Annotated in this window: 20 protein-coding genes; 14 read left to right on the top strand and 6 right to left on the bottom strand. The window is 62.7% G+C overall.

All coding sequences use genetic code 11. The annotated features are described in order from the left end of the window. Positions 1-92: 92 nt before the first annotated feature. Complete coding sequence (locus H0241_RS07600) at positions 93-791, top strand: helix-turn-helix transcriptional regulator (protein WP_181056772.1); 699 nt, start codon at positions 93-95, stop codon at positions 789-791. A 7-nt stretch (positions 792-798) separates the two neighbouring features. On the opposite strand, the gene H0241_RS07595 is transcribed toward H0241_RS07600, so the two are convergent. Continuing rightward, positions 799-1,908 (bottom strand): Gfo/Idh/MocA family protein, encoded by a 1,110-nt coding sequence (locus H0241_RS07595; RefSeq protein WP_181056872.1) that lies wholly within the window; start codon positions 1,906-1,908, stop codon positions 799-801. Positions 1,909-2,060: 152 nt separating this feature from the next. On the opposite strand from H0241_RS07595, the gene H0241_RS07590 reads away from it, so the two are divergent. The 10 genes from H0241_RS07590 (at position 2,061) to phnN (ending at position 14,140) form a co-directional block, all read left to right on the top strand. Further along, positions 2,061-2,906: a MurR/RpiR family transcriptional regulator gene (locus H0241_RS07590; protein WP_181056771.1), complete on the top strand. Its 846-nt coding sequence runs from the start codon at positions 2,061-2,063 to the stop codon at positions 2,904-2,906. 235 nt (positions 2,907-3,141) lie between these two features. Then, entirely contained in the window at positions 3,142-4,866 is a 1,725-nt protein-coding gene (locus H0241_RS07585; RefSeq protein ID WP_181056770.1) for an adenylate/guanylate cyclase domain-containing protein, read from the top strand. 563 nt (positions 4,867-5,429) lie between these two features. Next, positions 5,430-7,364, top strand: a complete 1,935-nt coding sequence (locus H0241_RS07580; RefSeq protein WP_181056769.1) for a bifunctional 5-dehydro-2-deoxygluconokinase/5-dehydro-2-deoxyphosphogluconate aldolase — start codon at positions 5,430-5,432, stop codon at positions 7,362-7,364. Between the two features lie 27 nt (positions 7,365-7,391). Next, on the top strand, positions 7,392-9,242 hold the full coding sequence (gene iolD, locus H0241_RS07575) for a 3D-(3,5/4)-trihydroxycyclohexane-1,2-dione acylhydrolase (decyclizing) (protein ID WP_181056768.1): 1,851 nt from the start codon (positions 7,392-7,394) through the stop codon (positions 9,240-9,242). Positions 9,243-9,357: 115 nt separating this feature from the next. Continuing rightward, positions 9,358-10,275 (top strand): myo-inosose-2 dehydratase, encoded by a 918-nt coding sequence (gene iolE / locus H0241_RS07570; RefSeq protein WP_181056767.1) that lies wholly within the window; start codon positions 9,358-9,360, stop codon positions 10,273-10,275. Between the two features lie 9 nt (positions 10,276-10,284). Continuing rightward, positions 10,285-10,497 carry a DUF3329 domain-containing protein gene (locus tag H0241_RS07565; protein ID WP_181056766.1) on the top strand — a complete coding sequence of 71 codons (213 nt, stop codon included), beginning with the start codon at positions 10,285-10,287 and terminating at the stop codon, positions 10,495-10,497. Positions 10,498-10,695: 198 nt separating this feature from the next. Further along, positions 10,696-11,508, top strand: coding sequence for a 5-deoxy-glucuronate isomerase (gene iolB, locus H0241_RS07560; RefSeq protein ID WP_181056765.1), 813 nt, complete (start codon positions 10,696-10,698; stop codon positions 11,506-11,508). Between the two features lie 138 nt (positions 11,509-11,646). Continuing rightward, positions 11,647-12,354 (top strand): DUF1045 domain-containing protein, encoded by a 708-nt coding sequence (locus H0241_RS07555; RefSeq protein ID WP_181056764.1) that lies wholly within the window; start codon positions 11,647-11,649, stop codon positions 12,352-12,354. A 20-nt stretch (positions 12,355-12,374) separates the two neighbouring features. Next, positions 12,375-13,514: an alpha-D-ribose 1-methylphosphonate 5-triphosphate diphosphatase gene (locus H0241_RS07550; RefSeq protein WP_181056763.1), complete on the top strand. Its 1,140-nt coding sequence runs from the start codon at positions 12,375-12,377 to the stop codon at positions 13,512-13,514. Further along, positions 13,511-14,140: a phosphonate metabolism protein/1,5-bisphosphokinase (PRPP-forming) PhnN gene (gene phnN / locus H0241_RS07545; protein WP_181056871.1), complete on the top strand. Its 630-nt coding sequence runs from the start codon at positions 13,511-13,513 to the stop codon at positions 14,138-14,140. Before H0241_RS07550 ends, phnN begins: the two co-directional genes overlap by 4 nt. 210 nt (positions 14,141-14,350) lie before the next feature. Here the strand turns inward: phnN and H0241_RS07540 are convergent, their stop codons facing one another. The 3 genes from H0241_RS07540 to H0241_RS07530 form a co-directional block, all read right to left on the bottom strand. Continuing rightward, a complete protein-coding gene (locus tag H0241_RS07540; protein ID WP_181056762.1) occupies positions 14,351-15,337 on the bottom strand; it encodes an ABC transporter permease in 987 nt (328 codons plus the stop codon). A gap of 41 nt (positions 15,338-15,378) precedes the next feature. Beyond that, positions 15,379-16,917: a sugar ABC transporter ATP-binding protein gene (locus tag H0241_RS07535; RefSeq protein WP_181056761.1), complete on the bottom strand. Its 1,539-nt coding sequence runs from the start codon at positions 16,915-16,917 to the stop codon at positions 15,379-15,381. Between the two features lie 221 nt (positions 16,918-17,138). Further along, the gene (locus H0241_RS07530; protein WP_181056760.1) at positions 17,139-18,101 is read right to left on the bottom strand and encodes a sugar-binding protein; all 963 of its coding nucleotides are present in this window, start codon (positions 18,099-18,101) and stop codon (positions 17,139-17,141) included. 582 nt (positions 18,102-18,683) lie between these two features. On the opposite strand from H0241_RS07530, the gene H0241_RS07525 reads away from it, so the two are divergent. Both H0241_RS07525 and H0241_RS07520 read left to right on the top strand, forming a co-directional pair. Next, complete coding sequence (locus tag H0241_RS07525) at positions 18,684-19,796, top strand: LacI family DNA-binding transcriptional regulator (RefSeq protein ID WP_181056759.1); 1,113 nt, start codon at positions 18,684-18,686, stop codon at positions 19,794-19,796. Positions 19,797-20,013: 217 nt separating this feature from the next. Further along, complete coding sequence (locus tag H0241_RS07520) at positions 20,014-20,196, top strand: hypothetical protein (RefSeq protein WP_181056758.1); 183 nt, start codon at positions 20,014-20,016, stop codon at positions 20,194-20,196. A gap of 194 nt (positions 20,197-20,390) precedes the next feature. On the opposite strand, the gene H0241_RS07515 is transcribed toward H0241_RS07520, so the two are convergent. Together H0241_RS07515 and H0241_RS07510 are read right to left on the bottom strand one after the other, a co-directional pair. Then, a complete protein-coding gene (locus H0241_RS07515) occupies positions 20,391-21,524 on the bottom strand; it encodes a DUF1501 domain-containing protein (protein WP_181056757.1) in 1,134 nt (377 codons plus the stop codon). Next, a complete protein-coding gene (locus H0241_RS07510; RefSeq protein ID WP_181056756.1) occupies positions 21,515-22,888 on the bottom strand; it encodes a S8 family serine peptidase in 1,374 nt (457 codons plus the stop codon). The genes H0241_RS07515 and H0241_RS07510 overlap by 10 nt, the downstream gene beginning before the upstream one ends. A 138-nt stretch (positions 22,889-23,026) precedes the next feature. Between H0241_RS07510 and H0241_RS07505 the strand changes: the two genes are divergently transcribed. After that, positions 23,027-23,605 (top strand): hypothetical protein, encoded by a 579-nt coding sequence (locus H0241_RS07505; protein ID WP_181056755.1) that lies wholly within the window; start codon positions 23,027-23,029, stop codon positions 23,603-23,605. Positions 23,606-23,617 lie beyond the last annotated feature (12 nt).

Genomic DNA, 23,617 nt, shown 5'->3' with positions numbered 1-23,617 from the left:
GAGGAATTTGTTGATTTTCAAACCGATAGGCAGTCCAATAGATCATCCCAACTGACGGGGATGTGTCAGTAGCATTTCATCAGGGAGAGGAAATGCGCAAGGCGTCGCGCCTGTTCGAGATCATCCAGATCCTGCGTCTGGCGCGGCAGCCGGTGACGGCGGCCATGATCGCCGCGCAGCTTGAAGTGACGGTGCGCTCGATCTACCGCGACATCGCCGCCTTGCAGGCAATGCGCGTGCCGATCGAGGGCGGGCGCGGCATCGGCTACATCTTGCGCCCCGGCTTCGACCTGCCGCCGCTGATGTTTTCGATCGAGGAGACGGAAGCGATCGTGCTGTCGCTGGCGCTGCTGGAGCGCACTGGAGACAGCGAACTGAAGCAGGCGGCCAAGCGCGTCAGCGCCAAGATCGCCGGCGCCGTACCGCCGCCCCTGCGCCAGGCCTTCGACGCCAATGCGCTGCATGTCTGGGGCTTCGCCGCGCCCGCAATCGGTACGATCGACCTCGCGCTAGTGCGCCGCGCCATCCGCGACGAAGAGAAGCTCGACCTCTCCTATCGCGATGAAATGGGCCATGCCTCCGAGCGGCTGATCCGCCCGATCGCGCTGATCTACTACTCAGAGACCGCCAACATCGTCGCCTGGTGCGAGTTGCGCCAGGCGATCCGCAATTTCCGCAGCGACCGCATCGAGGATTGCCAGCCGACCGGACTACGCTTCAAGGGCGAAGGCGATCGCCTGCGGCAGGTGTGGGTCCACGGCTGGGAGACGAACGCCGCTGCCGGTGGTTGAGCGGATACTATCGCACGTCCACCCAGCGCTTTTCCTCGAACGACCTTGCCATGGCGTGCACGGTGCGCTCGATCTCCAGCCCTTCGGCAAACTCGATCACCCGCGAGGGCTTGCCCGCAAGCCGCGTCAACAGTTCGTGGCATTCGATGATCTTGAGGTCGTTGAAGCCGAGGCCGTGGCCGGGCGCCGGCAGGAAGGCATCGTAGGGCTTGTGGTGCGGCGCCACCAGTATGGTGCGGTAGCCCTGTTCCGTCGGGCGGTCGGCGGTGACGTAGAGCTGAATTTCGTTCATCCGCTCCTGGTCGAACAGGATCGACCCCTTGGAGCCGAAAATCTGAATGGCGATGCGGCCCTTGCGGCCCCAGGCCGAGCGGTTGACCAGCAGCGTGCCGGCAATGCCGTTTTCCAGGTGCATCAGCACGCTGGCAATGTCGTAGGTCTCGACCGCGCGGCGGCCGCCGGCGGCCAGCTTGCGGTCGGCATAGGGCTTGGCCATGTCGCAGATGACTTTTGCCACGCGGCCGAACAGCGCCGAGACCAGCGACAGCGGATGCACGGCGAAATCGTCGAGCGCGCCATAGCCTGAGGCAGCCTCATGCTTCCAGTAGAACAGCGCCTCGGGGTCGGCCATGAAGTCCTCGTCCATCTCGATGCGCAGATGGTTGACCTCGCCGATGATTTTTTCGTCGAGCAGCGCGCCGATGTGGCGGATCGCCGGGCTCTGAATGTAATTGTAGCCCAGCGCTGCCACCTTGCCTGATTTCTTCGCCGCCGCTGCCATCGCCTCGGCTTCGGCAAAGCTCGGCGCCATCGGCTTTTCGCACCACAGATGCTTGCCGGCTTCGAGGATGGCGATGGCCATCTCCGGGTGGAACTGGTTGGGCGTGGTCAAGGAGACGATATCGACTTCCGGATCGTTGACGACAGCGCGCCAGTCGCCCGACGCCTTGGCGAAACCGAACTCGCCAGCCTTGCGTTTGGCCAACTCCTCATTGACCTCGCCGAGATGGACGAGTCTTGGCTTGGCGACATCGGGAAAGACCGCTCCGACGGCACTCCACGCTATGGCGTGGCACTTGCCCATGAAACCCGTGCCGATAAGCCCGACGCCGACCATCTTCTTCTCCACTGGATAAAATCCTCGGTGGATGAATTAGTCCATTTTGCTCTGAAATGGAATGTCTGTCTCATTTTTTATGGCGTTCTTGCGCAGGCTCGCTATGATGGGGCAGAGAGAACGTTTCACCGATGAGCTTGGACGGGCCGACGATGGACGAACGGGTACCTCGCGACTTCGAGACGCTGCGCGCCACGATCCTCGATCGCCGCGAAACCTTGCCCAAGCGCATCGCCCAGATCGCCGCCTATGCGCTCGACAATCCCGACGACATCGCCTTCGGCACTGCAGCCAGCATCGCCGCTTCGGCCGGCGTGCAGCCCTCGACCTTGATCCGTTTTGCCCAGCAGCTCGGCTTCGACGGTTTCACCAGCCTGCAGCAGGTGTTTCGTGAGCGGCTGCGCGAGCGCAACTCCTCCTATGACGAACGCCTGCAGGCGCTGCGCGCCAAGGCCGATGCCGGGGCCGGCCACCGCGCCATCTTCGACGGTTTCGTCGCCGCCGCCAGCACCTCGCTCAACGACATTTCGCGCACGCTGGACGAGGCGCATCTGGAAGACGCGATCTCGCTGCTGGCCAAGGCCGAGACCATCTATGTCCTGGCCAAGCGCCGCTCCTATCCGGTGGCAAGCTACATCGCCTATGCGCTGGGCAAATTGAAGATCCGCAATCAGCTGATCGAATCCGCCGCCGGCCTCAACGCCGAAATGGTCGCCTTCGCCACGCCGGCGGATGCCGTCATCGCCATCAGCTTCTCGCCCTATGCGCCGGCAACCATCGAGGAAGCCCGCACCATTGCCGAACAGGGCGTGCCGATCGTCGCCATCACCGACAGCTCGTTTTCGCCGCTGGCGCAGTTCGCCAAGGTCTGGTTCGAGGTCGCCGAGGCCGATTTCGCCGGCTTCCGCTCGCTGTCGGCGACCATGGCGCTGGCCATGGCGCTGACCGTCGGCGTCGGCGAGAAGCGGCGCAGCACAAGCCGCAAGCGCAAGGCCTAGACTAGGGTCAAACCAATCACTCCGAGCGACCGAGTTCGACCCTATGCGGACGTTCGCGTCCGCAGGCCGAACTCACGCCCATGACCCGAAGCAGTCATTGACTGTTGAAGGCTCAATATCCCGAAAGGGGTAGGAGACCATCATTCCACCCAGGTAGCCGTTCTCGTTGCTGGCCACGATGGACTCCTCCGTGCGGCGCAAATACCATCGGTCCAACCAATGAGGCGATCACTTAATGGCTGATGAACGCGCCAAGCGCCGTCTTGCCGCCATCGCTGTGGCCGACGTGGTCGGCTACAGCCGAATGATGGAGGCGGATGAGGCGGGTACGTTGGCGGCACTGAAGGAGCGGCGCAAGGCGATCCTGGAGCCGATCGTTCGCGATCGCGGCGGGCGGATCGTCAAGCTTATGGGCGACGGCGTGCTGATGGAGTTCACCAGCGCGGTGAACGCGGTCGAGGCTGCAGTCGAACTACAGGCCAAAATGGCGGAGGCCAACCAATCCGTCACCGAGCACCGCCGCATATTGCTGCGTATCGGCATCAATCTGGGCGACGTCATCGGTGAGGGCTCGGACATCTATGGCGACGGTGTGAACGTTGCGGCTCGCCTCGAAGCCTTGGCGGAGCCAGGCGGGGTCTGCGTCTCGGCTAAGGTTCATGAGGAATTGCGAGGCAAAGGCAACGCTGCCTTCGAGGACATGGGCGAGGTGGCGCTCAAGAATATCGTCAGACCGGTGCGGGTTTACCGTGTGGAAACGAGTACTGGTCAAGTGGGCGGGCGGGCCGCAACGACGTCTGCTGCCAGGCCCTCCATTGCCGTTTTGCCATTCGACAATCTGAGCGGCGATCCCAGTCAACAATACCTTTCGGACGGCATCACGGAGGACATCACCACCGAGTTGTCGCGGTTCAGAAATCTTACCGTCGCGGCGCGTCACGCTTCGTTCCATCTTGCCAGGATGGGCATCAACCCAATGCAGGCCGCCCGCGATCTGGGCGCGAACTACGTCATCGAAGGTAGTGTGCAGAAGGCGGGCGAGCGGATTCGCATTACTGCACAGTTGATCGACGCAAGGACAGGCAACCACGTCTGGGCGGAGCGGTATGATCGCGAATGCCACGACATTTTTGCTGTGCAGGACGAAGTCGTGGCAGCAATCGTGACGACGCTCGAGGGGCGAATGGTGGCCGCTGCTGCTCTTCAGGTGCGCAGGCGGCCAACGTCGAGCTGGACGGCCTATGACTTTTTCCTGCAGGGCCGGGAGCTGGCCGACGCCAACATGGAGAAGGAGGCCGTTCCGCTTTTTTCCCGCGCGACGGCGATCGATCCCGATTTTGCGCACGCTCACGCCTGGCTGGCGATTGCTCTCCTCGGCCGCTACTGGTTCGACACCGATCCACGAACGCTGCACGAAGCGTCACTTGCCGCACAAAGAGCCATGGAGTTGGACAGCAACGATCCGACGGTCCACCACGCCAACGGCATGGTCATGGTGTGGCTCCGCGAATACGAACGGGCCGGCGTCCATTTCGACCGCGCCGTCGCTCTCAATCCGGCCGATGCGCAAATTCGCGCGGACCGAGCGAATTGGTTGCGATACGCCGGCCGGCCGGAGGAGGCTCTGGCTTCAATCGACGACGCGCTGAAGAGAACCCCGTTTCCACCACACTGGTTCTGGGTAATTCGCGCCAAAATTTTGTTGGAACTGAGGAGATATGGCGAAGTCGTAGCGGCCTTGGACAACATGCCAAAAAAGGATCACACCGCTTGGCTCACACTGGCGGCCGCCCATGACCATCTCGGCCATGCCGCTCTCGCTGCGCATGCGCTGGCGAAGGCTCGCGAACTTAGACCCAGCATCTCATCGCGGGAACTGATCGCTGTGAATCCTTATGCTCACCGAGATGCGCTCAAACCTCTGCTCGATGGCCTACGCAACGCCGGATTGCCGGAGTAAGTAGGCCGCCAATGGGACATTGAAAATTTACACCACGCGGCGAGTTCACCGGAACGCATGCGGATGGCGTCGCGGTCGCAAACGATGTTCGTCCCTTGAGGTTGCGGAACACCGCGCCCTCTTGCCCCGGCCGTAGGCTACGCGCGGAGTGGGTGACGAATGCGGCGTTTCGCGTTTGTATCGTGAATGCCCAATGATGGCGCTACTTGCTCATTCAAGTCGACGAGGTGAAGGGCAACATTCGACTCCGTTGCGGACGCTCGTTCGCAGAATGCGTAGGATTTGGTAGTTTGACGCGACCTTCGACCCAGAGCATCGGACCCAAAAGCGCGAACTGGTTTTGGGAAGATCCGATGCTCAAACAAAAAAGGATGAAGCTGCGGTACGCTCGGCTAGAGAGCCCGCCGCGCTAGCCGCCGTACCGACACTTTTCGAAGGGGGAATGCTCATTCCATATTGACTATGGATTGGAATTATTATTTCATATTCCCGGCGCCACGCTGCCGCTCGCGCGTGTCCCCCAACTACGTTGCTCAAGACAACAAGACCGACGGGAGGTTCCAATGAGCGAAGCCGTGGACGCGAAATACGCTCCGCTCGATGTCATCACCATCGGTCGCGCTTCCGTCGACCTTTACGGCCAGCAGATCGGCTCGCGGCTGGAGGACATCACCTCCTTCGCCAAGTCGGTCGGCGGCTGTCCGGCCAACATCTCGGTCGGCACCGCGAGGCTTGGTCTGCGCTCCGCGCTGCTTACCCGCGTCGGCGACGAGCAGATGGGCCGCTTCATTCGCGAACAGCTGCGGCGCGAAGGCGTCAATGTCGATGGTCTCAAGACCGACAAAGAACGGCTGACGGCGCTGGTGCTGCTCTCTGTCGAGAGCGAAGGCGTTTCGCCGATGATCTTTTATCGCAGCGACTGCGCCGACATGGCGCTGGCCGAAGAGGATATCGACGAGGCCTTCATCGCCTCGGCCCGTTCCATCGTCGTCACCGGCACGCATTTTTCCCGCCCCAACAGCGACGCCGCCCAGCGCAAGGCAATCCGCATCATCAAGGCCAAGGGCGGCAAGGTGGTGTTCGACATCGACTACCGCCCCAACCTCTGGGGCCTTGCCGGGCATGCCGAGGGCTTCGAGCGCTATGTCAAATCCGACCGCGTCTCGGCCCAGCTGAAGACGGTGCTGCCCGATTGCGATCTCATCGTCGGCACCGAGGAAGAGATCATGATCGCGTCCGGCGCCGACGATTGCCTGAGCGCGCTGAAGACGATCCGCGCGCTGTCGTCGGCTACCATCGTGTTGAAGCGCGGCGCCATGGGTTGTATCGTCTATGACGGGCCGATCAGCGACGATCTCGAAGACGGCATCGTCGGTAAGGGTTTTCCGATCGAGATCTACAATGTGCTCGGCGCCGGCGACGCCTTCATGTCCGGCTTCCTGCGCGGTTGGCTGGGTAGCGAAGACCATGCGACGGCGGCGACCTGGGCCAATGCCTGCGGCGCCTTCGCGGTCTCACGGCTGCTCTGCGCACCGGAATATCCGACCTTCGAAGAGCTGCAGTTCTTCCTCAAGAACGGCAGCAAGCATCTCGCTTTGCGCAAAGACGAGGCGATCAACCACATCCATTGGGCAACGACCCGCCGCCGCGACATCCCCTCGATGATGGCGCTCGCCTGCGACCACCGTGTGCAGCTTGAGGATGTGGCAGCCAAGACCGGCGCCGATCCGGCGCGCATCCGCGATTTCAAGGTGCTGGCGGTCAAGGCTGCGGCAAAAGTCGCGGCCGGCCGCGACGGCTATGGCATGCTGATCGACGAGAAGCATGGCCGCGAGGCGATGTTCGAATTCGCCCGCCACCCCTTTGCCTGGCTCGGCCGCCCCGTCGAACTGCCGGGCTCGCGGCCACTGCGCTTCGAATTCTCGCAGGACATCGGCTCGCAGCTGGTGGAATGGCCGGTCGACCACTGCATCAAATGCCTGTGCTTCTATCATCCCGACGATCCGGCGGAACTCAAGGAAGAGCAGCAGCAGAAACTGCGCTCGCTGTTCGAGGCGGCGCGGAAGGTAGGCAGAGAGCTTCTTGTAGAAATCATCGCCGGCAAACACGGCAAGCTCGACGACACGACGATCCCGCGCGCGTTGGAAGAACTCTATGCGCTCGGCATCAAACCGGATTGGTGGAAGCTCGAACCGCAGGCCTCCGCCGGCGCCTGGGCCAAGATCGAGGCCGTCATCCTGAAGCACGATCCGTGGTGCCGCGGCGTCGTGCTGCTGGGCCTGGAAGCGCCGCAGGACGAGCTGGAAGCGGCTTTCGCGGCCACCGCCAAGGCGCCTATCGTCAAAGGATTTGCCGTCGGCCGCACCATTTTTGTCCACGCGGCCGAACAATGGCTGGCCGGCAAGATGTCAGATGACGAGGCGGTCGCTGATATGGCCTCGCGCTTCGAACAGTTGACCGAAGCGTGGCTTGCCGCGCGCGGCCGTAAAGCAGCATAAAGGCGCGACGCCGCGGAGGAAAACACCATGAGCAAGACAATCCGCCTGACGATGGCGCAGGCGCTGACCCGCTTTCTGAGCAAGCAGATGACCGAGATCGACGGCACAAAAGTGCCGATCTTCGGCGGCGTCTGGGCGATCTTCGGCCACGGCAATGTCGCCGGCATCGGCGAGGCGCTCTACCAGGTGCGCGACGAACTGCCGACCTTCCGCGCCCACAACGAGCAGGCGATGGCGCATGCGGCGATCGCCTATGGCAAGGCCAATTTCCGCCGCCGCTTCATGGCCGCCACCTCGTCCATCGGCCCCGGCGCGCTCAACATGGTGACGGCGGCAGCCCTGGCGCATGTAAACAGGTTGCCCGTCCTGTTTTTGCCGGGCGACGTCTTCGCCAACCGCATTCCTGATCCGGTGCTGCAGCAGGCCGAGGACTTTTCCGACGGCACGGCGACGGTCAATGACTGCTTCCGCCCGGTGTCGCGCTATTTCGACCGTATCACCCGGCCGGAGCAGATCATTCCGGCACTGGCCCGCACCATGCAGGTGCTGACCGATCCGGCCGATTGCGGCCCGGTGACGCTGTCGCTCTGCCAGGACGTACAGGCCGAAGCCTATGACTATCCCGAAAGCTTTTTCGCCGAGCGCGTCTGGCGCCAGCGCCGGCCGCGCCCGGACCGCGGCGAACTGGCGGCCGCGGTCGCGGCGCTCAAGGGTGCGAAAAAGCCGCTGATCATCGCCGGCGGCGGCGTGCTCTATTCGCAGGCCTCCGGCGAACTGGCAAAATTCGCCGAAGGTGCCGGCATTCCGGTCTGCGAGACCCAAGGCGGCAAATCTTCGCTGCCGGATACACACCCGCTCAACATGGCGGCGGTCGGCGTCACCGGCACGTCCGCCGCCAACCGGCTGGCCGAGGAAGCCGATGTCGTGCTCGCCATCGGCACGCGCTTGCAGGATTTCACCACCGGCTCGTGGGCGCTGTTCAAGAATTCCGGCAAGACCATCATTGGGCTCAACGTCCAGCCTTTCGATGCCAGCAAGCACCGCGCGTTGCCGCTGGTCGCCGATGCGGCCGAAGGGCTCGCTGAACTCGGTTCTGCGCTTAAGGGTTGGAAGGCGCCGTCCGCCTGGACCGACAATTCGGCCACAGGCAAAAAGGCCTGGCAGGCCGATGCCGGCAAGGTGACGGCCTCGACCAACGCCGCCTTCCCTTCGGATGCGCAGGTGATCGGCGCCGTGCAGCGCGCGCTGGGTTCGGGCGTGACCTTGCTGCATGCCGCCGGCGGTTTGCCGGGCGAATTGCACAAGCTTTGGCAGGCCGGCGCGCCTGGCTCCTATCACGCTGAATATGGCTTCTCGACCATGGGCTACGAGATCGCCGGCGGCCTCGGTGCAAAGATGGCCAAGCCCGGCGAAGAGGTCGTCGTCATGATAGGCGACGGCTCCTATTTGATGCTGAATTCCGAGATCGCCACTTCGGTGATGCTCGGCCTCAAGCTCACCATCGTGTTGCTCGACAACAGGGGCTATGGCTGCATCAACCGGCTGCAGATGGCCACCGGCGGCGCCAACTTCAACAATTTGCTCAAGGACTCGCGCCACGAAATCCTGCCCGACATCGACTTCGCCGCGCATGCCGCAAGCATGGGCGCGATAGCAGAAAAAGTGCCGTCGATCGCCGGCCTTGAGAATGCGCTGCAGAAGGCGAAAAAGAACGATCGCACCACCGTGCTGGTCATCGACACCGACCCGCTGGTTTCCACCGACGCCGGCGGCACGTGGTGGGATGTGGCGGTGCCGGAAGTCTCGGCGCGCAGCCAGGTCAACGCGGCGCGCAAAGCCTACGACGAAAAGCGGCAGATGCAGACCATCGGCGATTGATGTAGGTGCTGGAGTTCCTCCCTTCTCCCCGTTTCACGGGGAGAAGGTGCCGGCAGGCGGATGAGGGGCAGCGCCAACCAACAGGTAGTGAACAGTTCTAATCCGGAGTGACGACTTGAAAGCCAAACTGGGCATGTCCCCCATTGCGTGGTGGAACGATGATCTTGCCGAACTCAGCGACGATGTCTCGCTGGAAGAATGTCTGCGCCAGTCGCGTTCGGCCGGCTTCACCGGCATGGAAATGGGCCGGCGCTTTCCCAACGACCCCGCTGTCATGCTGCCGATCTTGAAAAAGGCCGACGTGACGCTGTGCGGCGGCTGGTTCTCCGGCACGCTGGTCGACGAGGACATGGGCAAGAACAAGGATCGCATCCAGCCGATGATCGACCTGTTCAAGGCGGTCAACGCGCCTTGCATCGTCTATGGCGAGGTCGGCCGCTCGATCCAGGGCGACCGCTCCAAGCCGCTCGCCACCAAGCCGAAACTCACCAGCGACGAGATGAAGGCCTATGCAAGGCGCCTGACCGAATTCGGCGAATGGTGCGCCGAACAGGGTATGCCGCTGTCCTATCACCACCACATGGCGGCGGTGGTCGAGACCGAACCGGAGCTCGATGCCTTCATGCGCCATTCCGGCGACGGCATTCCGCTGCTGCTCGATGCCGGCCATCTCGCCTTTGCCGGCGGCGACGTGCTGCGCGCCATCGACAACCACCACAAGCGCATCAGCCATGTCCATGTGAAGGATGTGCGCATGGCCGTGATCGACGGCCTCGACCGCACGAAACAGTCTTTCCTCGATGCCGTGGCGCTCGGCGCCTTCACCGTGCCGGGCGACGGTTCGCTCGATTTCGGCGCCATCGTGCAGCGCTTTGCCGACCATGGCTATGAAGGCTGGTTCGTCGTCGAGGCCGAGCAGGATCCGAAGAAGAACCCGCCGCTGAAAATGGCGCAGGTCGGCCACAAGGAACTGATACGCGTAATGACGGCTGCCGGCTACACTGTGGAGACGCAGGGCTTTCCCAATGCCTGAGGCGATCCGATGAAGGATTACGAGCACCCTTTCTTCCGCCCGCTGTGGCGGCGCGTTGCCGTCGTCGCCGTCTGCGTGATCTGGGCCGGAATTGAATTTGCCTCCGGCACGCCGTTCTGGGGCGTCATCGCGCTTGGCTTCGCCGCCTACGCCGTCTGGCAGTTTTTTTATCTGTACAAGCCGGCCGAGGAAGCGAAGCCTCCGGTCGAGCCAAAGGAGTAAGCGGTCCATGGCGCGGAAGGGCTTGCGGATCGGACACTGCGCGCGTGATGGATCGCATACGTTGGTGATTGGCGGGAACGCTCCTCGCTTCGTCATCCTAGGGTCTCCGCGACGGAGCTTCGCTCCTGCTACGCCCTAGGATGACGAAGTCGGGAGGCCTCGGCCGGCCTCGAAGATTTTGCGATAGGAGAGACAAAAATGTCGAAACTGCTCGTCAAAGCCGACAAGGGCCATGGCCGTGTCGCCCATGTCACGCCGCAAAGCGCCGGCTGGACCTATGTCGGCTTCGACCTGCACCGGCTGAAGCCGGGCGAAAACGCCTCGGGAAAGACCGGCGATTGCGAAGTCTGCCTGGTCTTCGTCACCGGCAAGGGCAAAGCGGAAGCCGGCGGCCAGGAACTCGGCCTGCTCGGTGAGCGCATGTCGCCCTTCGAGGGCAAGCCGTGGTCGGTTTATATCCCTGAGGGGTCGGACTGGTCGGTCACCGCCGACACTGACCTCGAACTGGCTGTCTGCTCGGCCCCAGGCCATGGCGGCGGGCTGCCGGTGCGCGTCATCGCGCCCAACGATCTCGGGCAAGAGGTGCGCGGCAAGGGCACCAACACGCGCTATGTCACCAACATCCTGCCGGAGGGCAAGCCGGCGGACTCGCTGCTGGTGGTCGAGGTCATCACGCCCGGTGGCCACACATCGAGCTATCCGCCGCACAAGCACGACCAGGACAATCTGCCGGCCGAATCCTATCTTGAGGAAACCTACTATCACCGCCTCAACCCGCCGCAGGGCTTTGCCTTCCAGCGCGTCTACACCGACGCCGACAAGAACGGGCATCGCGATCTCGACGAAGCGATGGCGATCGAGGATGGCGACGTCGTGCTGGTGCCCAAGGGCTATCACCCCTGCGCCGCCTGCCATGGCTACGATCTCTATTATCTCAACGTCATGGCCGGACCGAAGCGGACGTGGAAATTCTACAATGCGCCCGAGCACGAATGGCTGATGAAGGTCTGAACAGCGCAAGCTATTGGTCCAGTTGGAAAAAATCGTCGGCTAAGGACTTGTCTGGTCGATTTGCTATCGAAAACCCTTCAAAGCTTCGTCAATCCGTCATGGAAATCACCTATGGCAGCGGGCTGACGAGGATTTTCGATGCGCTACGCCATCTATTTCACCCCGAGGCAGGACGAGCCCTTGGCGCGGCTCGCCGCCAACTGGCTGGGACGCGACCCTTTCGGCGCCGCCACAAGGCCGGTCGAGGCGGTGGCCGACCTGTCGGCCGCGGAAGTCGCCTTCCACACCGCCTCGGCCCGGCGCTACGGTTTTCACGCGACACTGAAGGCGCCCTTCCGGTTGGCCGCCAACGAGACGGAAGCCTCGCTGCGCGCGGCGCTGGACGCCTTTGCCGAGGCAACACCGACGGTGACCATCCCGCGCCTTATCGTCAGCCAGATCGATGGCTTCTTCGCTTTGGTGACGGAAGGGCCGCTGCCGTCGCTCAACCGTTTCGCCGACGACGTCGTGCTGGGCTTCGACCGTTTTCGCGCGCCGCTCACCGAAGCGGAAATCGAACGCCGCAGCCCGGATTCGCTGAAGCCGGCCGAATTCCGCAATCTCTGCCAGTGGGGCTACCCCTATGTCTTCGAGACCTTTCGCTTCCACATGACGCTGTCCGGCCGGGCCGGGCCACAGGAAAGCCAACGTCTGCGCGCAGCAATCGACAGCCTGTTCGCCGAGGTGCTGCAGCAGCCGGTGCTGGTGGATGCGCTGACGCTGTTTGTCGAAACCGAACCGGGCGCTCCGTTCATGGTGCTCTCGCACCATGCGCTTGGGCGCCGCACCGCCCGAAAAACCGCCTGACGAGCCAAGGACTGCCTGAAATGACTGCCGAGACCGTTCTGACCAACGCCCGCATCGTGCTTGCCGACGAAATCGTCGAAGGGTCGCTGCTGCTGCGCAACGGCCTAATCGCCGGCATCGACGCCGGCGCCGGGCGAACCGGCGAGGATATGGGCGGCGACTACATCATTCCCGGCCTGGTCGAACTCCACACCGACCATCTCGAAGGCCATTACGCGCCGCGGCCGAAAGTGCGCTGGAACCCGATCGCCGCCGTGCTCGCGCATGACGCTCAGGTCGCCACGGCCGGCATCACCACCGTACTCGATGCCTTGCGCGTCGGCATGGACGAGGACGCCGACCTCACCTCCGACGATATCCGCAAGCTCGCCGATGCCATCGAGGACAGTGTTCAGCAGGATCGCCTGCGCGCCGATCACTTCCTGCATCTGCGCTGCGAGGTCTCGGCGCCGGATTGCCTGCAGGCCTTCGCCAATTTCGATGGCGACGAACGGGTCAGGCTGGCATCGCTGATGGACCATGCGCCGGGACAGCGCCAGTTCGTCAACCTCGAAACCTACGCCTACTACTACCAGCGCAAGTTGAAGCTGACCGATCGCGACTTCAAGCTGTTCTGCGAAAAGCGAATGAGTGAGTCGGCGCGGAACTCGGGACCGAACCGGGTGGCGATCTCTGCCGCCTGCCAGGAGCGCGGCATCGTGCTGGCAAGCCATGACGACGCCACATCAGGCCATGTCGACGAGGCGATTGAGCAAGGCGTGCGGGTCGCCGAATTCCCGACCACGCTCGAAGCCGCCAAAGCCTCCAAGGATGCCGGGCTCGGCGTGCTCATGGGCGCTCCCAATGTCATGCGTGGCGCCTCGCACTCGGGCAACGTCTCGGCCCGCACGTTGGCCGGCGATGGTCTGCTCGACATCTTGTCGTCCGACTACATTCCGTTCAGCCTGATCCAGTCGGCCTTCTTCCTCGGTGATGTCGTCGAAGGCATTTCCCTGCCGCAGGCGGTTGCCATGGTGTCGAAGAACCCTGCCGAGGCCATCGGCCTCAGCGACCGCGGCGTCATCGAACCGGGCCGCCGTGCCGATCTGGTGCGTGTGCGCGTCGACGATCATGTGCCGGTCGTGCGGACCGTCTGGCGCCAGGGACGCCGGGTCGCCTGATGGTCTCGGCCTCGATCGAACGCGAACTCACCGCCGGGGCTTTTCCGGTCCGCAACGGCGTCTTCGTCGCCGTCGTCGGCCCAAGCGGCGCCGGCAAGGATACGGTGATTGGCTATGCCAGGGCGCTGTTTGCCGACGAGACAAGGCTGGAGTTCGTGCGCCGGGTCATCACCAGACCGAGCGACGCCGCAAGCGAGGATCACGATACGCTGGCCGACGCCGCCTTTGTCGAGGCCGAAGCCGACGGCGCCTTCGCGATTTCCTGGGAGGCGCACGGCCTGCGCTACGGCATCCCGGCCGATGTCGACTGGTCGATAGCCAATGGCCATGTGGCGGTCGCCAATGTGTCGCGCGGGGTTATCCCGGTCCTGCGCGAACGCTACGCCAATCTGGCTGTCGTCGAGATCACCGCCGCGCCGGAAATCCTCGCCGAACGCCTGGCCCAGCGCGGCCGCGAGTCGCGTGGCGAAGTGCTCGCCCGCCTCGCCCGCAGCGCCAACGTCGCTTTGTCCGGACCCGGCGTCACCTCGATCGACAATGGCGGCCCGCGCGAAACCGCCGGCGAGCGCTTCGCCGAAGTGCTGCGCAAGGCGATGGCGTTCTCGGATATGTCCGGCGTGATTTAGCGCCCTTTACCTTCTCCCCTTGTGGGAGAAGGTGGATCGGCGCGCAGCGCCGAGACGGATGAGGGGTGCGCGAAGGAATGCGGCACTGGCAGCCTGCCACCGAATGCCTTGATTAGATGAAAGTTTCCGCCAAGCTGGAACACCCCTCATCCGACCTCGCTTCGCGAGGCCACCTTCTCCCACAAGGGGAGAAGGTAAGAAGCGCGGCGATCACTCCGCGGCCACACTCTTCCGGCTGGCGTCGAGCATCAGCCGTCTTGCCCGGAACACGCCCCATTGCTGGTCGACCAGCACGCCGATGAGGATCACGCCACCCATCACCGCGAAGTTGAGCGAGGACGGGATGCCGAGCAGGTTGACCAGGTTCTGCAACTCCTGCAGCAGCACGGTGCCGAGGATGACGCCGACCAGCGAGCCCTCGCCGCCGCGCAGCGAGAAGCCGCCGAGCACGGCCGCGGCGATGGCGTAGAGTTCATAGAACTGGCCGTGGCTGGCCGGCGAAATCGAGCGCGTATACATGGCGAAATAGATCGCCGACAGCGCCGTCAGCACGCCGCAGATGACATAGGCGGCCATGACCACGCGGCCGGTGCGGATGCCGGAATATTTCGCCGCCTCTTCGTTCTTGCCGATGGCATAGAGGTAGCGGCCGAACACCGAGCGGTGCAGCACCACCCACATGACGATGGAAATGACGATCAGCGCGATGAAGCTGTTCGGCACGCCCCACGACCGGCCGGCGGTGAGGAATTCCAGCTCCGGAAAATTCTGCCCGAAGGCGAAGCCAGCGGTGCCGTCGGCGGTGTAGAAGCGCGCCACGCCGCGATAGATCAGCAGGCCACAGAGCGTCACCACGAAGGGCTGCAATTTGAGCCGGGTGATCAGCCAGCCATGCACCAGCCCGATGATGCCGCCGAGCACCAGGATCAGCGGCAGCGCAATCGGCCAGCCCAAACCGCGTACGGCGATGAAGTCGATGAACAGCGTACCGAGCAGCGCAACCACCGAGCCGACCGACAATTCGATGCCGCCGGTGATGATGACGAAGGCCTGGCCGATCGACAGGATGCCGAACAGCCCGATCAGGTTCGAGGTGTTGGCAAGATTGATCGGCAGCAGGAAGCGAGGGTTGATGATCGCCACCACCGCGCCGACCACCAGGATCAGGATCAGCAGGCCGAGATCTTTTTTGCTCATCGTCGTCTCCCCAATGCCGGACCGGCAATGCCGAAATCCGGCTAGTTTGCCGGCTTGCCGACAGCCAGCAGAAGCACGTTCTCCTGGCTGAAGTGTTCCTTGTCGAGAATGCCCGAGATCTGGCCCTCATGCATAACGGCGATGCGGTCCGAAACGCCGATCACCTCTTCCATGTCGCTGGAAATCATCAGCACGGCGACGCCGGCATCGGCCAGCGCCCGCATCAGCCCATAGATTTCGGCCTTGGCGCCAATGTCGATGCCGCGCGTCGGCTCGTCGAGGATCATCACCTTGGGGTTCATGGCCAGCCATTTGCCCAGCACCACCTTCTGCTGGTTGCCGCCCGACAGCGAGCCGGTGCGGGTCTGCACCGACGGCGCCTTGATGCCGAGATCTTTCTTCTGCTTCTCGGCGGTGACGGTCTCCGCACTTGCCGACACCAGCTGGCGCTTCGCATGCGCCGGCAAATTGGGCAGCGAAATGTTCTGCGCGATCGAGAGATCGAGCAGAATGCCGGTCAGCTTGCGGTCTTCCGGGACGAGAAAAATGCCGTGCGCGACGGCATCGGCGGCCGAGCCCAGCGCCAGCGGCTTGCAGTCGAGTTCGAGCGAACCACCAAGCGTGCCGTCGATGCCGAAGAACACCCGCGCCAACTCGGTACGGCCGGAACCGACAAGCCCTGCGAGGCCGAGAATTTCGCCGCGCCTGATGTCGAGATCGACCGGCCGGGCAGGGTAGGCAGGGGTTCGGACGGCTTTTGCCGAGAGTGCCGTAGCGCCCGGCGCCCGCGCGGCCTCGGAGGCTTTCTCGCGCTCCTTCAGCATGCGGCCGATCATCAGCTTGACCATCTGGTCGTGGTTGATGGCGCTCTTCGGCAAGGTGCCGGCCAGCATGCCGTCGCGCAGCACGACGACGCGGTCGGCAACGCGCTCGACCTCATGCAGGCGGTGCGAAATGAAGATGACGCTGATGCCGTCAGCCTTCAGCCCCTTGATGACGTCGAGCAGCTTGTCGGTTTCGGCGATCGGCAGGCTCGATGTCGGCTCGTCGAGGATGACCAGACGCGCCTTGATCGACAGCGCCTTGGCGATCTCGACCATCTGCTGCTGGGCAAGCGACAGCGAGGCAACCTGCGTATCGGCGGAGAAATTGGCGCCGACGCGCTTCAACAATGGCGCCACCATTTCACGCAGCCTGGCGCGATCGACCAGTCTCAGCGGTCCGCCGCGCAACGGCTCGCGGCCGAAAAAGATATTGGCCGCGACGTCGAGGTTTTCGAACAGATTGAGTTCCTGGTGGACAAAGGCAATGCCGGAACCCAGGCTGCCTTCGACGGTGAGCCCGTCATGTGCGGTCCCGTCAACGGTGATGGTCCCGCTGTCCGGCCTGGTGACGCCGCCGAGAATCTTCATCAAGGTCGATTTGCCGGCGCCGTTTTCGCCGACCAGGCCGATCACCTCGCCCGGCCTGACCTCCATGGAAAAGCCATCCAGTGCGACAACGCCCGGATAGGTCTTGCGCACGTTCTCGAGGCCGAGGAACGGGGTAGTCGCTGCAATGGATGTGTCGGAATAGTTCATCAAGCCTGACAGCAGCCGCTGGGTCTAGAGCGGTTCATCGTTTCACGGAAATGCCGAACCGCTCCATCTCTTTTTTAGCGCAATTCCGGACGGAAAACCGTTCACACTTTTCCTGGAATTGCTCGAAACAGCCCCTTCAGCAGACTGACGGGCCTGACCGGGCCCGTCAATACGATCGCCGGCTCAAGGCGAACCCTGAGCCGGCGTAACTGCTCGTGGTCTCAGTTTCCAGACATCGCCTTCAGATTGGCCGCATAGGCGTCGACATCGTCCTTGCCGATGATCTTGGTCGGGATGATGATCAGGCCGCCTTCCGGAATGCCCGACTTGTCGCCCTTGAGATAGGCGGCCATCAGCTTCATGCCCTGGTAGGCCCATTCGAAGGGCTGTTGCACGACTGTGGCGGCAACGGTGCCTTCCTTGACACCGCCCAGCGTGATCGGATCGTCATCGAAGCCGACGACGGTGATCGAGCCGAGCTTGCCGGCGTCGCGCAGCGCTTCATAGATGCGCGGCGTGTTGTAGGAGTAGAAGCCGACCATGCAGGTGATGTCGGGGCTGGCGACCAGCGCGTCCTCGACGTTCTTCTTGGCGCGCGCCTGGTCGATATCGTCGCCGCGCACGTCGACCAGCTCGATCTTGCTGCCGGCCAGGCCGTCCTTCATGCCCTGGATGCGTTCCTTGGCGTTGTCGGCGCCGAGCAGGCCAACGAAGCCGAGGCACTTGCCGCCGTCCGGCATCGCCTTCTTGGCAATTTCGGCCGCCTGCTTGCCGGCATCGACGTTGGACGAGCCGATATAGGCGACGCGCTTGGTTTGCGGCGCATCGGAGTCCGTGGTGAACAGCGCCGTTTCCGAGGCGATCTTGTTCAGACCGTCGGTCGACGTCTTGGGGTCGACGGCCGAGACCATGATGCCCTTGACGCCGGCGGTGACCAGATCGTCCATCAGCCGCTGCTGGATGGCGACCGAGGACTGCTCGGGATATTTGAGTTCGAGATTATAGTCGGGCAACTCGCCTTGCGCCTTCTTGACGCCGGCCTCGGCGGCCTTCCAGAAGTCGGAAGCGCCGTTGACGACGAAGGCCAGCGTCGGCTTGTCGTCGGCGCGCGCGATGGCTGTCGCCGTGAGGCCCAGCAGCAGGGCTGCGGTGGCTACGGATGCGTGTCGTATCAAGGATTTCATGTTCAACCTCCCGTTTTGGTCCAGTCGTCGGACTGAACCGATCTTGCACTCACTGATTTGCCGCTTGCGATCTGGACGCCCTCCTCCTCAGGGTTCCCGGCACTGAAAGAATGGCGTCGTTCCAGTCGCGATCACGGACTTTAGAGACTCATCCCACGCTCGTAAATAGTCTGATTTGTCTGACATATCACATGTCCGAAACATAGCATGCGGAGGCAATCTCCGCTCGCCATCAGGCTGTTCGCTGCACTTTCCGCCGCGCCAGCCATAACGAGCTGGGCGCGACGGATTGACGTTACAGCGCATTTTTGTATTAGTAAACAGTATTAGTAAAAGGTCTCGTGCGAAGGCTCGAGGGGGACCTTGTGGCTCGCTCGCCGAACGCGTGTTGTCTCGGGCGCACCCAAGTGGATGCCTTGTAGCCTTTGAGTTTCACTGTCGCGGAGCGGCATGGCGGAGGAATCTCAAAGCTGCTAATAAACATAAATGCCTCCGACCATTTCCATTAGTCGACGGCGCCACGCCATCTTGTCGGCCTGACAGGCTGCCGCTAGACAGGCTGGGGATTGGGGACACGATGCCATGAGCGAGACGAGGGATCCGGCCAGCGACACGGCGAAGCGGCGCAAGGCGCCGGCGAGAACCGCCAAGGGCGGCCGTGTCACCATGACCGATATCGCCAGGGCGGCCGGCTGCTCGCAGGCGACCGTCTCCTTCGTGCTCAACAATTCGCCCGGCATCAGGCTGTCGCAGCAGACCCGCGAGCGGGTGATCGATGCCGCGCGTTCGCTCGGCTACACCGCGCCCGCCTTCTCGGCGCTGCGCAAGCCGGTTCCCGCCTTCGAGGGGCTGGATGGCGTCATCGGTTTCGCCGTCGACCAGCTGGCGACCAGTCCGGAAGCCGTGGTCGCCATCGAGGGCGCCCGCCAGGCCTCATGGAACGCCGGCAACGTCTTGCTTGTGGCGCAGACCATGGGCGACGCCGTGATGGAGCCGCGTGCCATTGCGGCCCTCACCAAGCGCGGCATCTCGGCGCTGATCTACATGACCATCTTCACCCGCGAGATCACGGCGCCGGACTTCCTCTACGGCCTCGACATTCCGGTCATCCTGCTCAACTGCTACACGTCGGACTATGCCTTCCCGGCCGTGGTGCCTTCCGAGATCGCCGGCGGCCAGAGCTCGACCCGGCATCTGATCGGCCACGGCCACCGGCGCATCGCCACCATCACTGGCGAGCCTTGGATGCAGGCCGCGCAAGACCGGCTGAAAGGCTACCGCAGGGCGCTTGCCACCGCCGACATCCCGTTCGATCCGGAGCTGGTGGTCGAAGGCGACTGGTCGGCCAGCGCCGGCTATGCCGCGACCGTCAAGCTTCTGGCGCTGAAAGACCGCCCGACCGCCATCTTCTGCCAGAACGACCGCACGGCCATCGGCTGCTACGAAGCGCTGAAGGAGGCGGGCCTGCACATCCCGCAGGACATTTCGGTGGTCGGCTATGACGACGAGGAGATCGCCCGGCATCTGTTCCCGCCGCTGACGACATCAATCCTGCCGCACATGGCCATGGGCCAATGGGCGATCGAGCAGCTCGAAGTTCCGCCGCCCCCAGGCCGCGGCCGCTATCCCATCACCAAGCTGGAATGCCCGCTGGTCGAGCGGGACTCGGTGACGGCGGTAGCTGGGCAAACCTGACAGACCCATCCCGAAGCATGCCGGGATGGGTCTGTTACAGTATTGCGCCTCGGGGCAGGACTATCCGAACCCCGGGATCAAGCCGCGGCTAGAACCGCAATATGACATAAGAGCGCCTGCGATAGCAGCGCCGGTGCCACCGGCCATACCGCCAGAACCTGCGGCAGTGCCGCCTCCAGACGCGCCGCCTGTGATGGCGACGATGGTGCCATCGCCGATGGTAGATCTGCTCGACATCGCCCGGGCCTTCGTCGTCATCGAAAGCACTGGCATCCTGCTTGTCGAGCTCATCGAGAATGCCGTTACCGACATTGGGAACCCCGGCCACGGCCTCGAGAGGCCGAACCGTAGTAGCAAGCGCCGCGGCCCCCGCAACGCCGAACAATGCTGTCAAGAATGATCGCCGATCCATCAAAACCTCCATCAGAGGATAAGGCTAGCATTAGCCAGATAGAGCGGCTGAGACAAAAGGCCAGAGGGGGCAGCTTCGGGCCACTCCAAGGGCGCCCTGCGCAAGGAAACTGTTCGGGTTCTAGGCGCGCCGCGATCGTGTCGATCCCGGCGTGTGGCCCCCACAAGCGGACGTCGGCACCGCTACGCGTTCTGCCAAGGGTGCTGAAACAACCCCTTAATTGCTTGAAGGCCCGATGCGTTTGGAGCGACCATCGCCATTGCCTGGCTTGAGAGTCCAAGATGATCTTGCAACACCGCATTGACGATCGAGCGGACATCGGTGGTGACCGCTAGGTCGGTCCCCGCGTGGAGTTGATCTACCGCCAATCCGGGCCAGTGACCCGCGATCCGCCCACCGGCTATCGCACCACCCATCAAGAACGCTAGGCTGGCACCGCCATGGTCGGTGCCGCCTTGTTCGTTGAAGTGGATGGAGCGCCCGAATTCCGTAATGCCGAGCACAACGGTTTGACGCCAGATCGCGGCTGCCGCTTCCGAGAACGCGACGACACCACGCGCCAATGTCCCAAGGGTCGCCGAAAGACGCTCTCCCTGAGCAACGTGGGTATCGATGCCGTCCAACTGCAGCAGGGCCACGCGCGGACCGTCGGGCCTGGACAGCGCCTGCGCCGCGGAGGTCGCCGCTGCGGCAAAGCTGGCAGCACTCAGCGCATGTCGCCGTGCGAGCAACGTCTGCACCGCGTCTCCGGCTGAACCACACGCCTCACCGAGGCAAAGGCGAGCGATGTCAAGTTCCGGATTGGCCAACACGAGATCGAAAAGCACATCATTCGAGAGGTCGGTCGGCGCTGCGCGCCAGATCGGTTGGCTTCCCTGCGACAGCACCGAAGCGGCTCTTCCTGGCCAGCCAAAATCGCCGCCATCGACATCGCCGTCGAACAGGACCCTCTGCGCGGCGCCATGCGATTTCCCAGTATCCGGGATGCCCGTCGCGGGCAGGATCAGCAATTCGCCGGCCGAATAGAACCGAGCAAGAGGTTCCAGCGCCGGATGAAGCGCAAACAGAGGATCAAGCTTCACGCCGAATGCGTCGTCGGAGCCGCCAAGTTCTCTCGCCCTGCCTCGCACCCGCCGGAAATCAGGATCGCCATGGGGCGGCAGCGCGGCCAGCGCATCAAGTCCGCCCCGAAGGTGAACGACCAGCAGCCGCGGGTGGCTGTCGCCGGCAAAAAGCGCCGAAGCACGCCCTGCGCTCGTCCCAAACAGCGAGGTGAGAGCCAAACACTGGAGGGCCGTGCGGCGCGTCAATTGCATTTCGGATAATCCGGATCAGTGACGTCCGGCGTTCCGGCCGTCGAAAATCCGAGGGGATCGGCATTTGGGATCACGCCCTTTTTGACCGGGACCTCCTGCAAACTCGTGTTCCGAGCCAGCAGTCCTGCCAGAACTGGAGCGGCAAGGGATGTCCCCGAACAAATATTCTGCCTTAGCTTGTGATTGTCTGTGCTCCGCCAAAGCACCTGGACGCCAACGCCGGGCTCGGACATGGCAGCGCCAAAAGAGCCGCCATTCCAAAGCTCATCACACCACGCATCTGAAACGGTGCTGCACGCTTCAGTGCCGGTGCCGGCCGCGACATAAGTGCTTTTGGATGCCGAGACACTTTGGATGAAGCCTTGCGTCGGGTCTGGAGAAAAATATTCCGACGCATTCGCCGGGAAAAAGGACTGTACCCACGACGCCTCGTCGTCTTCCCGCGCATTGCCCGCCGCAATCACAATGCGGACTTGCTTGTTTGCGATCTCAAACAGCAGCTTGTCCATCTTACCAAGCAGGTCTAATTGGCCACCCTTTCTCGCAGTCTCCATGAACTGCGCGCCCCAGCTGATGTTCAGGATTTCGCCAGCGGACGCATTGTCACGAACATATCGCAGGGCGACAAGCGGCGGTCCGAAGATCTTCGACTTGTTATCCTCAAATGCCTTGACAATCTTGAGCGGCACCCCGGGAGTGACCCCAACGATGCCAAGGTATTCTCCACTTGTTGTTCCTGCCACACGCATTCCGCCAATGATGCCTGCAACCATCGTGCCGTGACCTTGATGGTCTGGCAGGCTGGTGACCGTGTTGTCACATGAAGTAGCCATAGTGGCCATACAGTCGATCCGCTCCGAAATATTAAGAAGCCCTTTTGTGACGACGTCTTCGTCGACACCGCTATCGATGATCCAGACCGCGGACCCGCTGGTCACAAGACTGGGCGACCCGACTACCCTGCAAACGTTCGGCGGCACGAGCTTGTCACCCGTTACAGGTTCTAGCCGGCTGCGTGCTTCGCAACCGCCGTCCGCGAACAGACTTACTTCAAGTGAGTCCGGTTCCTGATACCCCTCCGATAGAAGCTTGTCCGCTTCCTCGTCGGTAAAGCTTCCAGTGACCAGGCTAAATCCCAGGTCAGGCATGTCGACAGCCTGCAGGGCTTTCCCCGACGGATTGATCTTGTTCAAGCTGGCGATAGTCGATCCAAATCTGACCTTGTCCGCAACCGGCGCGATGAATGTGCGTTGCGTAACTTGTGGCTCGTCGGACGGTTCGTCCGCGTACACAATAGTGGGCGCGGAAAGAATGGCGGCGAGCTGATATGTAATGAGAAAAGTCACAAGCCAAGCAAGCTTCATGGATCCCCACCGTCCGCTGGTCGACTGACTGACAGCATGCTCCCAATACCTCTGTCTGTCCACGGCAACCTCCTTGCAGCCAAAGAAAAAGCAGCCTAGGTTGCTCTCGCACGCCTCAAAGCGCGGGGAGCGACGCTTGTGCCCAAGGTGAAACTCAAGCCAGGCCGACAGGCTCAGGAGATTGGCGCGTCGCTCGTGGGGGCCTGGCTGAAGGCTTTGCCACCCGCGTTCACGGCGACTATATCAGCGGTAGTTTCGACCAGTCCTTTGCGTATAACCGTCGACATTCCGAACGCATTCACGCTCAACGATGTCATAGCTCTGCGCACTGAAGACAAGACTGGCGGCCTTAGAAGTGTGAGGGTAGGACAGGTCACGGGCGCTACGGGAAAAACCTTACGTGTTGTTGATCTTGGCAGTGCCAATATCAACTATAAAGGCAAATCTTTACTGAACGGCGTAGTGTCGAAAGTAAAAGATCTGAATGACACCACTCTTCTCAACGAACTTAAGATTGTGCTCGAGCAGATCGTCGACGCGAAAGTGAAACTGGTGTGCGATGCCCCAACGGAGCTGACTGTAGTCCTGCCAGCCCTGCCGGAAGGCGTTGTCACACGAGAGGACCTGATAGATTACCTGGGGACGTACCACAACAACGCACAGGGTCGGCACTATCATGACGAGCTTGCGTCCGCGGTCCTTTTCGGCTGCCGATAGCAAACTTCAATT

The sequence above is a fragment of the Mesorhizobium neociceri genome, from assembly GCF_013520985.1.
GTDB lineage: Bacteria > Pseudomonadota > Alphaproteobacteria > Rhizobiales > Rhizobiaceae > Mesorhizobium > Mesorhizobium neociceri.
This window is presented reverse-complemented; position numbering and strand designations above follow the sequence as displayed.

What these genes read in the sequence shown, in the direction of transcription:
- H0241_RS07600 (WP_181056772.1), top strand. Translation starts at nt 93, where the DNA reads ATGCGCAAGGCGTCGCGCCTGTTCGAGATCATCCAGATCCTGCGTCTG.
- H0241_RS07595 (WP_181056872.1), bottom strand. Translation starts at nt 1,908, where the DNA reads ATGGTCGGCGTCGGGCTTATCGGCACGGGTTTCATGGGCAAGTGCCAC.
- H0241_RS07590 (WP_181056771.1), top strand. Translation starts at nt 2,061, where the DNA reads ATGGACGAACGGGTACCTCGCGACTTCGAGACGCTGCGCGCCACGATC.
- H0241_RS07585 (WP_181056770.1), top strand. Translation starts at nt 3,142, where the DNA reads ATGGCTGATGAACGCGCCAAGCGCCGTCTTGCCGCCATCGCTGTGGCC.
- H0241_RS07580 (WP_181056769.1), top strand. Translation starts at nt 5,430, where the DNA reads ATGAGCGAAGCCGTGGACGCGAAATACGCTCCGCTCGATGTCATCACC.
- iolD (WP_181056768.1), top strand. Translation starts at nt 7,392, where the DNA reads ATGAGCAAGACAATCCGCCTGACGATGGCGCAGGCGCTGACCCGCTTT.
- H0241_RS07565 (WP_181056766.1), top strand. Translation starts at nt 10,285, where the DNA reads ATGAAGGATTACGAGCACCCTTTCTTCCGCCCGCTGTGGCGGCGCGTT.
- iolB (WP_181056765.1), top strand. Translation starts at nt 10,696, where the DNA reads ATGTCGAAACTGCTCGTCAAAGCCGACAAGGGCCATGGCCGTGTCGCC.
- H0241_RS07555 (WP_181056764.1), top strand. Translation starts at nt 11,647, where the DNA reads ATGCGCTACGCCATCTATTTCACCCCGAGGCAGGACGAGCCCTTGGCG.
- H0241_RS07550 (WP_181056763.1), top strand. Translation starts at nt 12,375, where the DNA reads ATGACTGCCGAGACCGTTCTGACCAACGCCCGCATCGTGCTTGCCGAC.
- H0241_RS07540 (WP_181056762.1), bottom strand. Translation starts at nt 15,337, where the DNA reads ATGAGCAAAAAAGATCTCGGCCTGCTGATCCTGATCCTGGTGGTCGGC.
- H0241_RS07535 (WP_181056761.1), bottom strand. Translation starts at nt 16,917, where the DNA reads ATGAACTATTCCGACACATCCATTGCAGCGACTACCCCGTTCCTCGGC.
- H0241_RS07530 (WP_181056760.1), bottom strand. Translation starts at nt 18,101, where the DNA reads ATGAAATCCTTGATACGACACGCATCCGTAGCCACCGCAGCCCTGCTG.
- H0241_RS07525 (WP_181056759.1), top strand. Translation starts at nt 18,684, where the DNA reads ATGAGCGAGACGAGGGATCCGGCCAGCGACACGGCGAAGCGGCGCAAG.
- H0241_RS07520 (WP_181056758.1), top strand. Translation starts at nt 20,014, where the DNA reads ATGGTAGATCTGCTCGACATCGCCCGGGCCTTCGTCGTCATCGAAAGC.
- H0241_RS07515 (WP_181056757.1), bottom strand. Translation starts at nt 21,524, where the DNA reads ATGCAATTGACGCGCCGCACGGCCCTCCAGTGTTTGGCTCTCACCTCG.
- H0241_RS07510 (WP_181056756.1), bottom strand. Translation starts at nt 22,888, where the DNA reads ATGAAGCTTGCTTGGCTTGTGACTTTTCTCATTACATATCAGCTCGCC.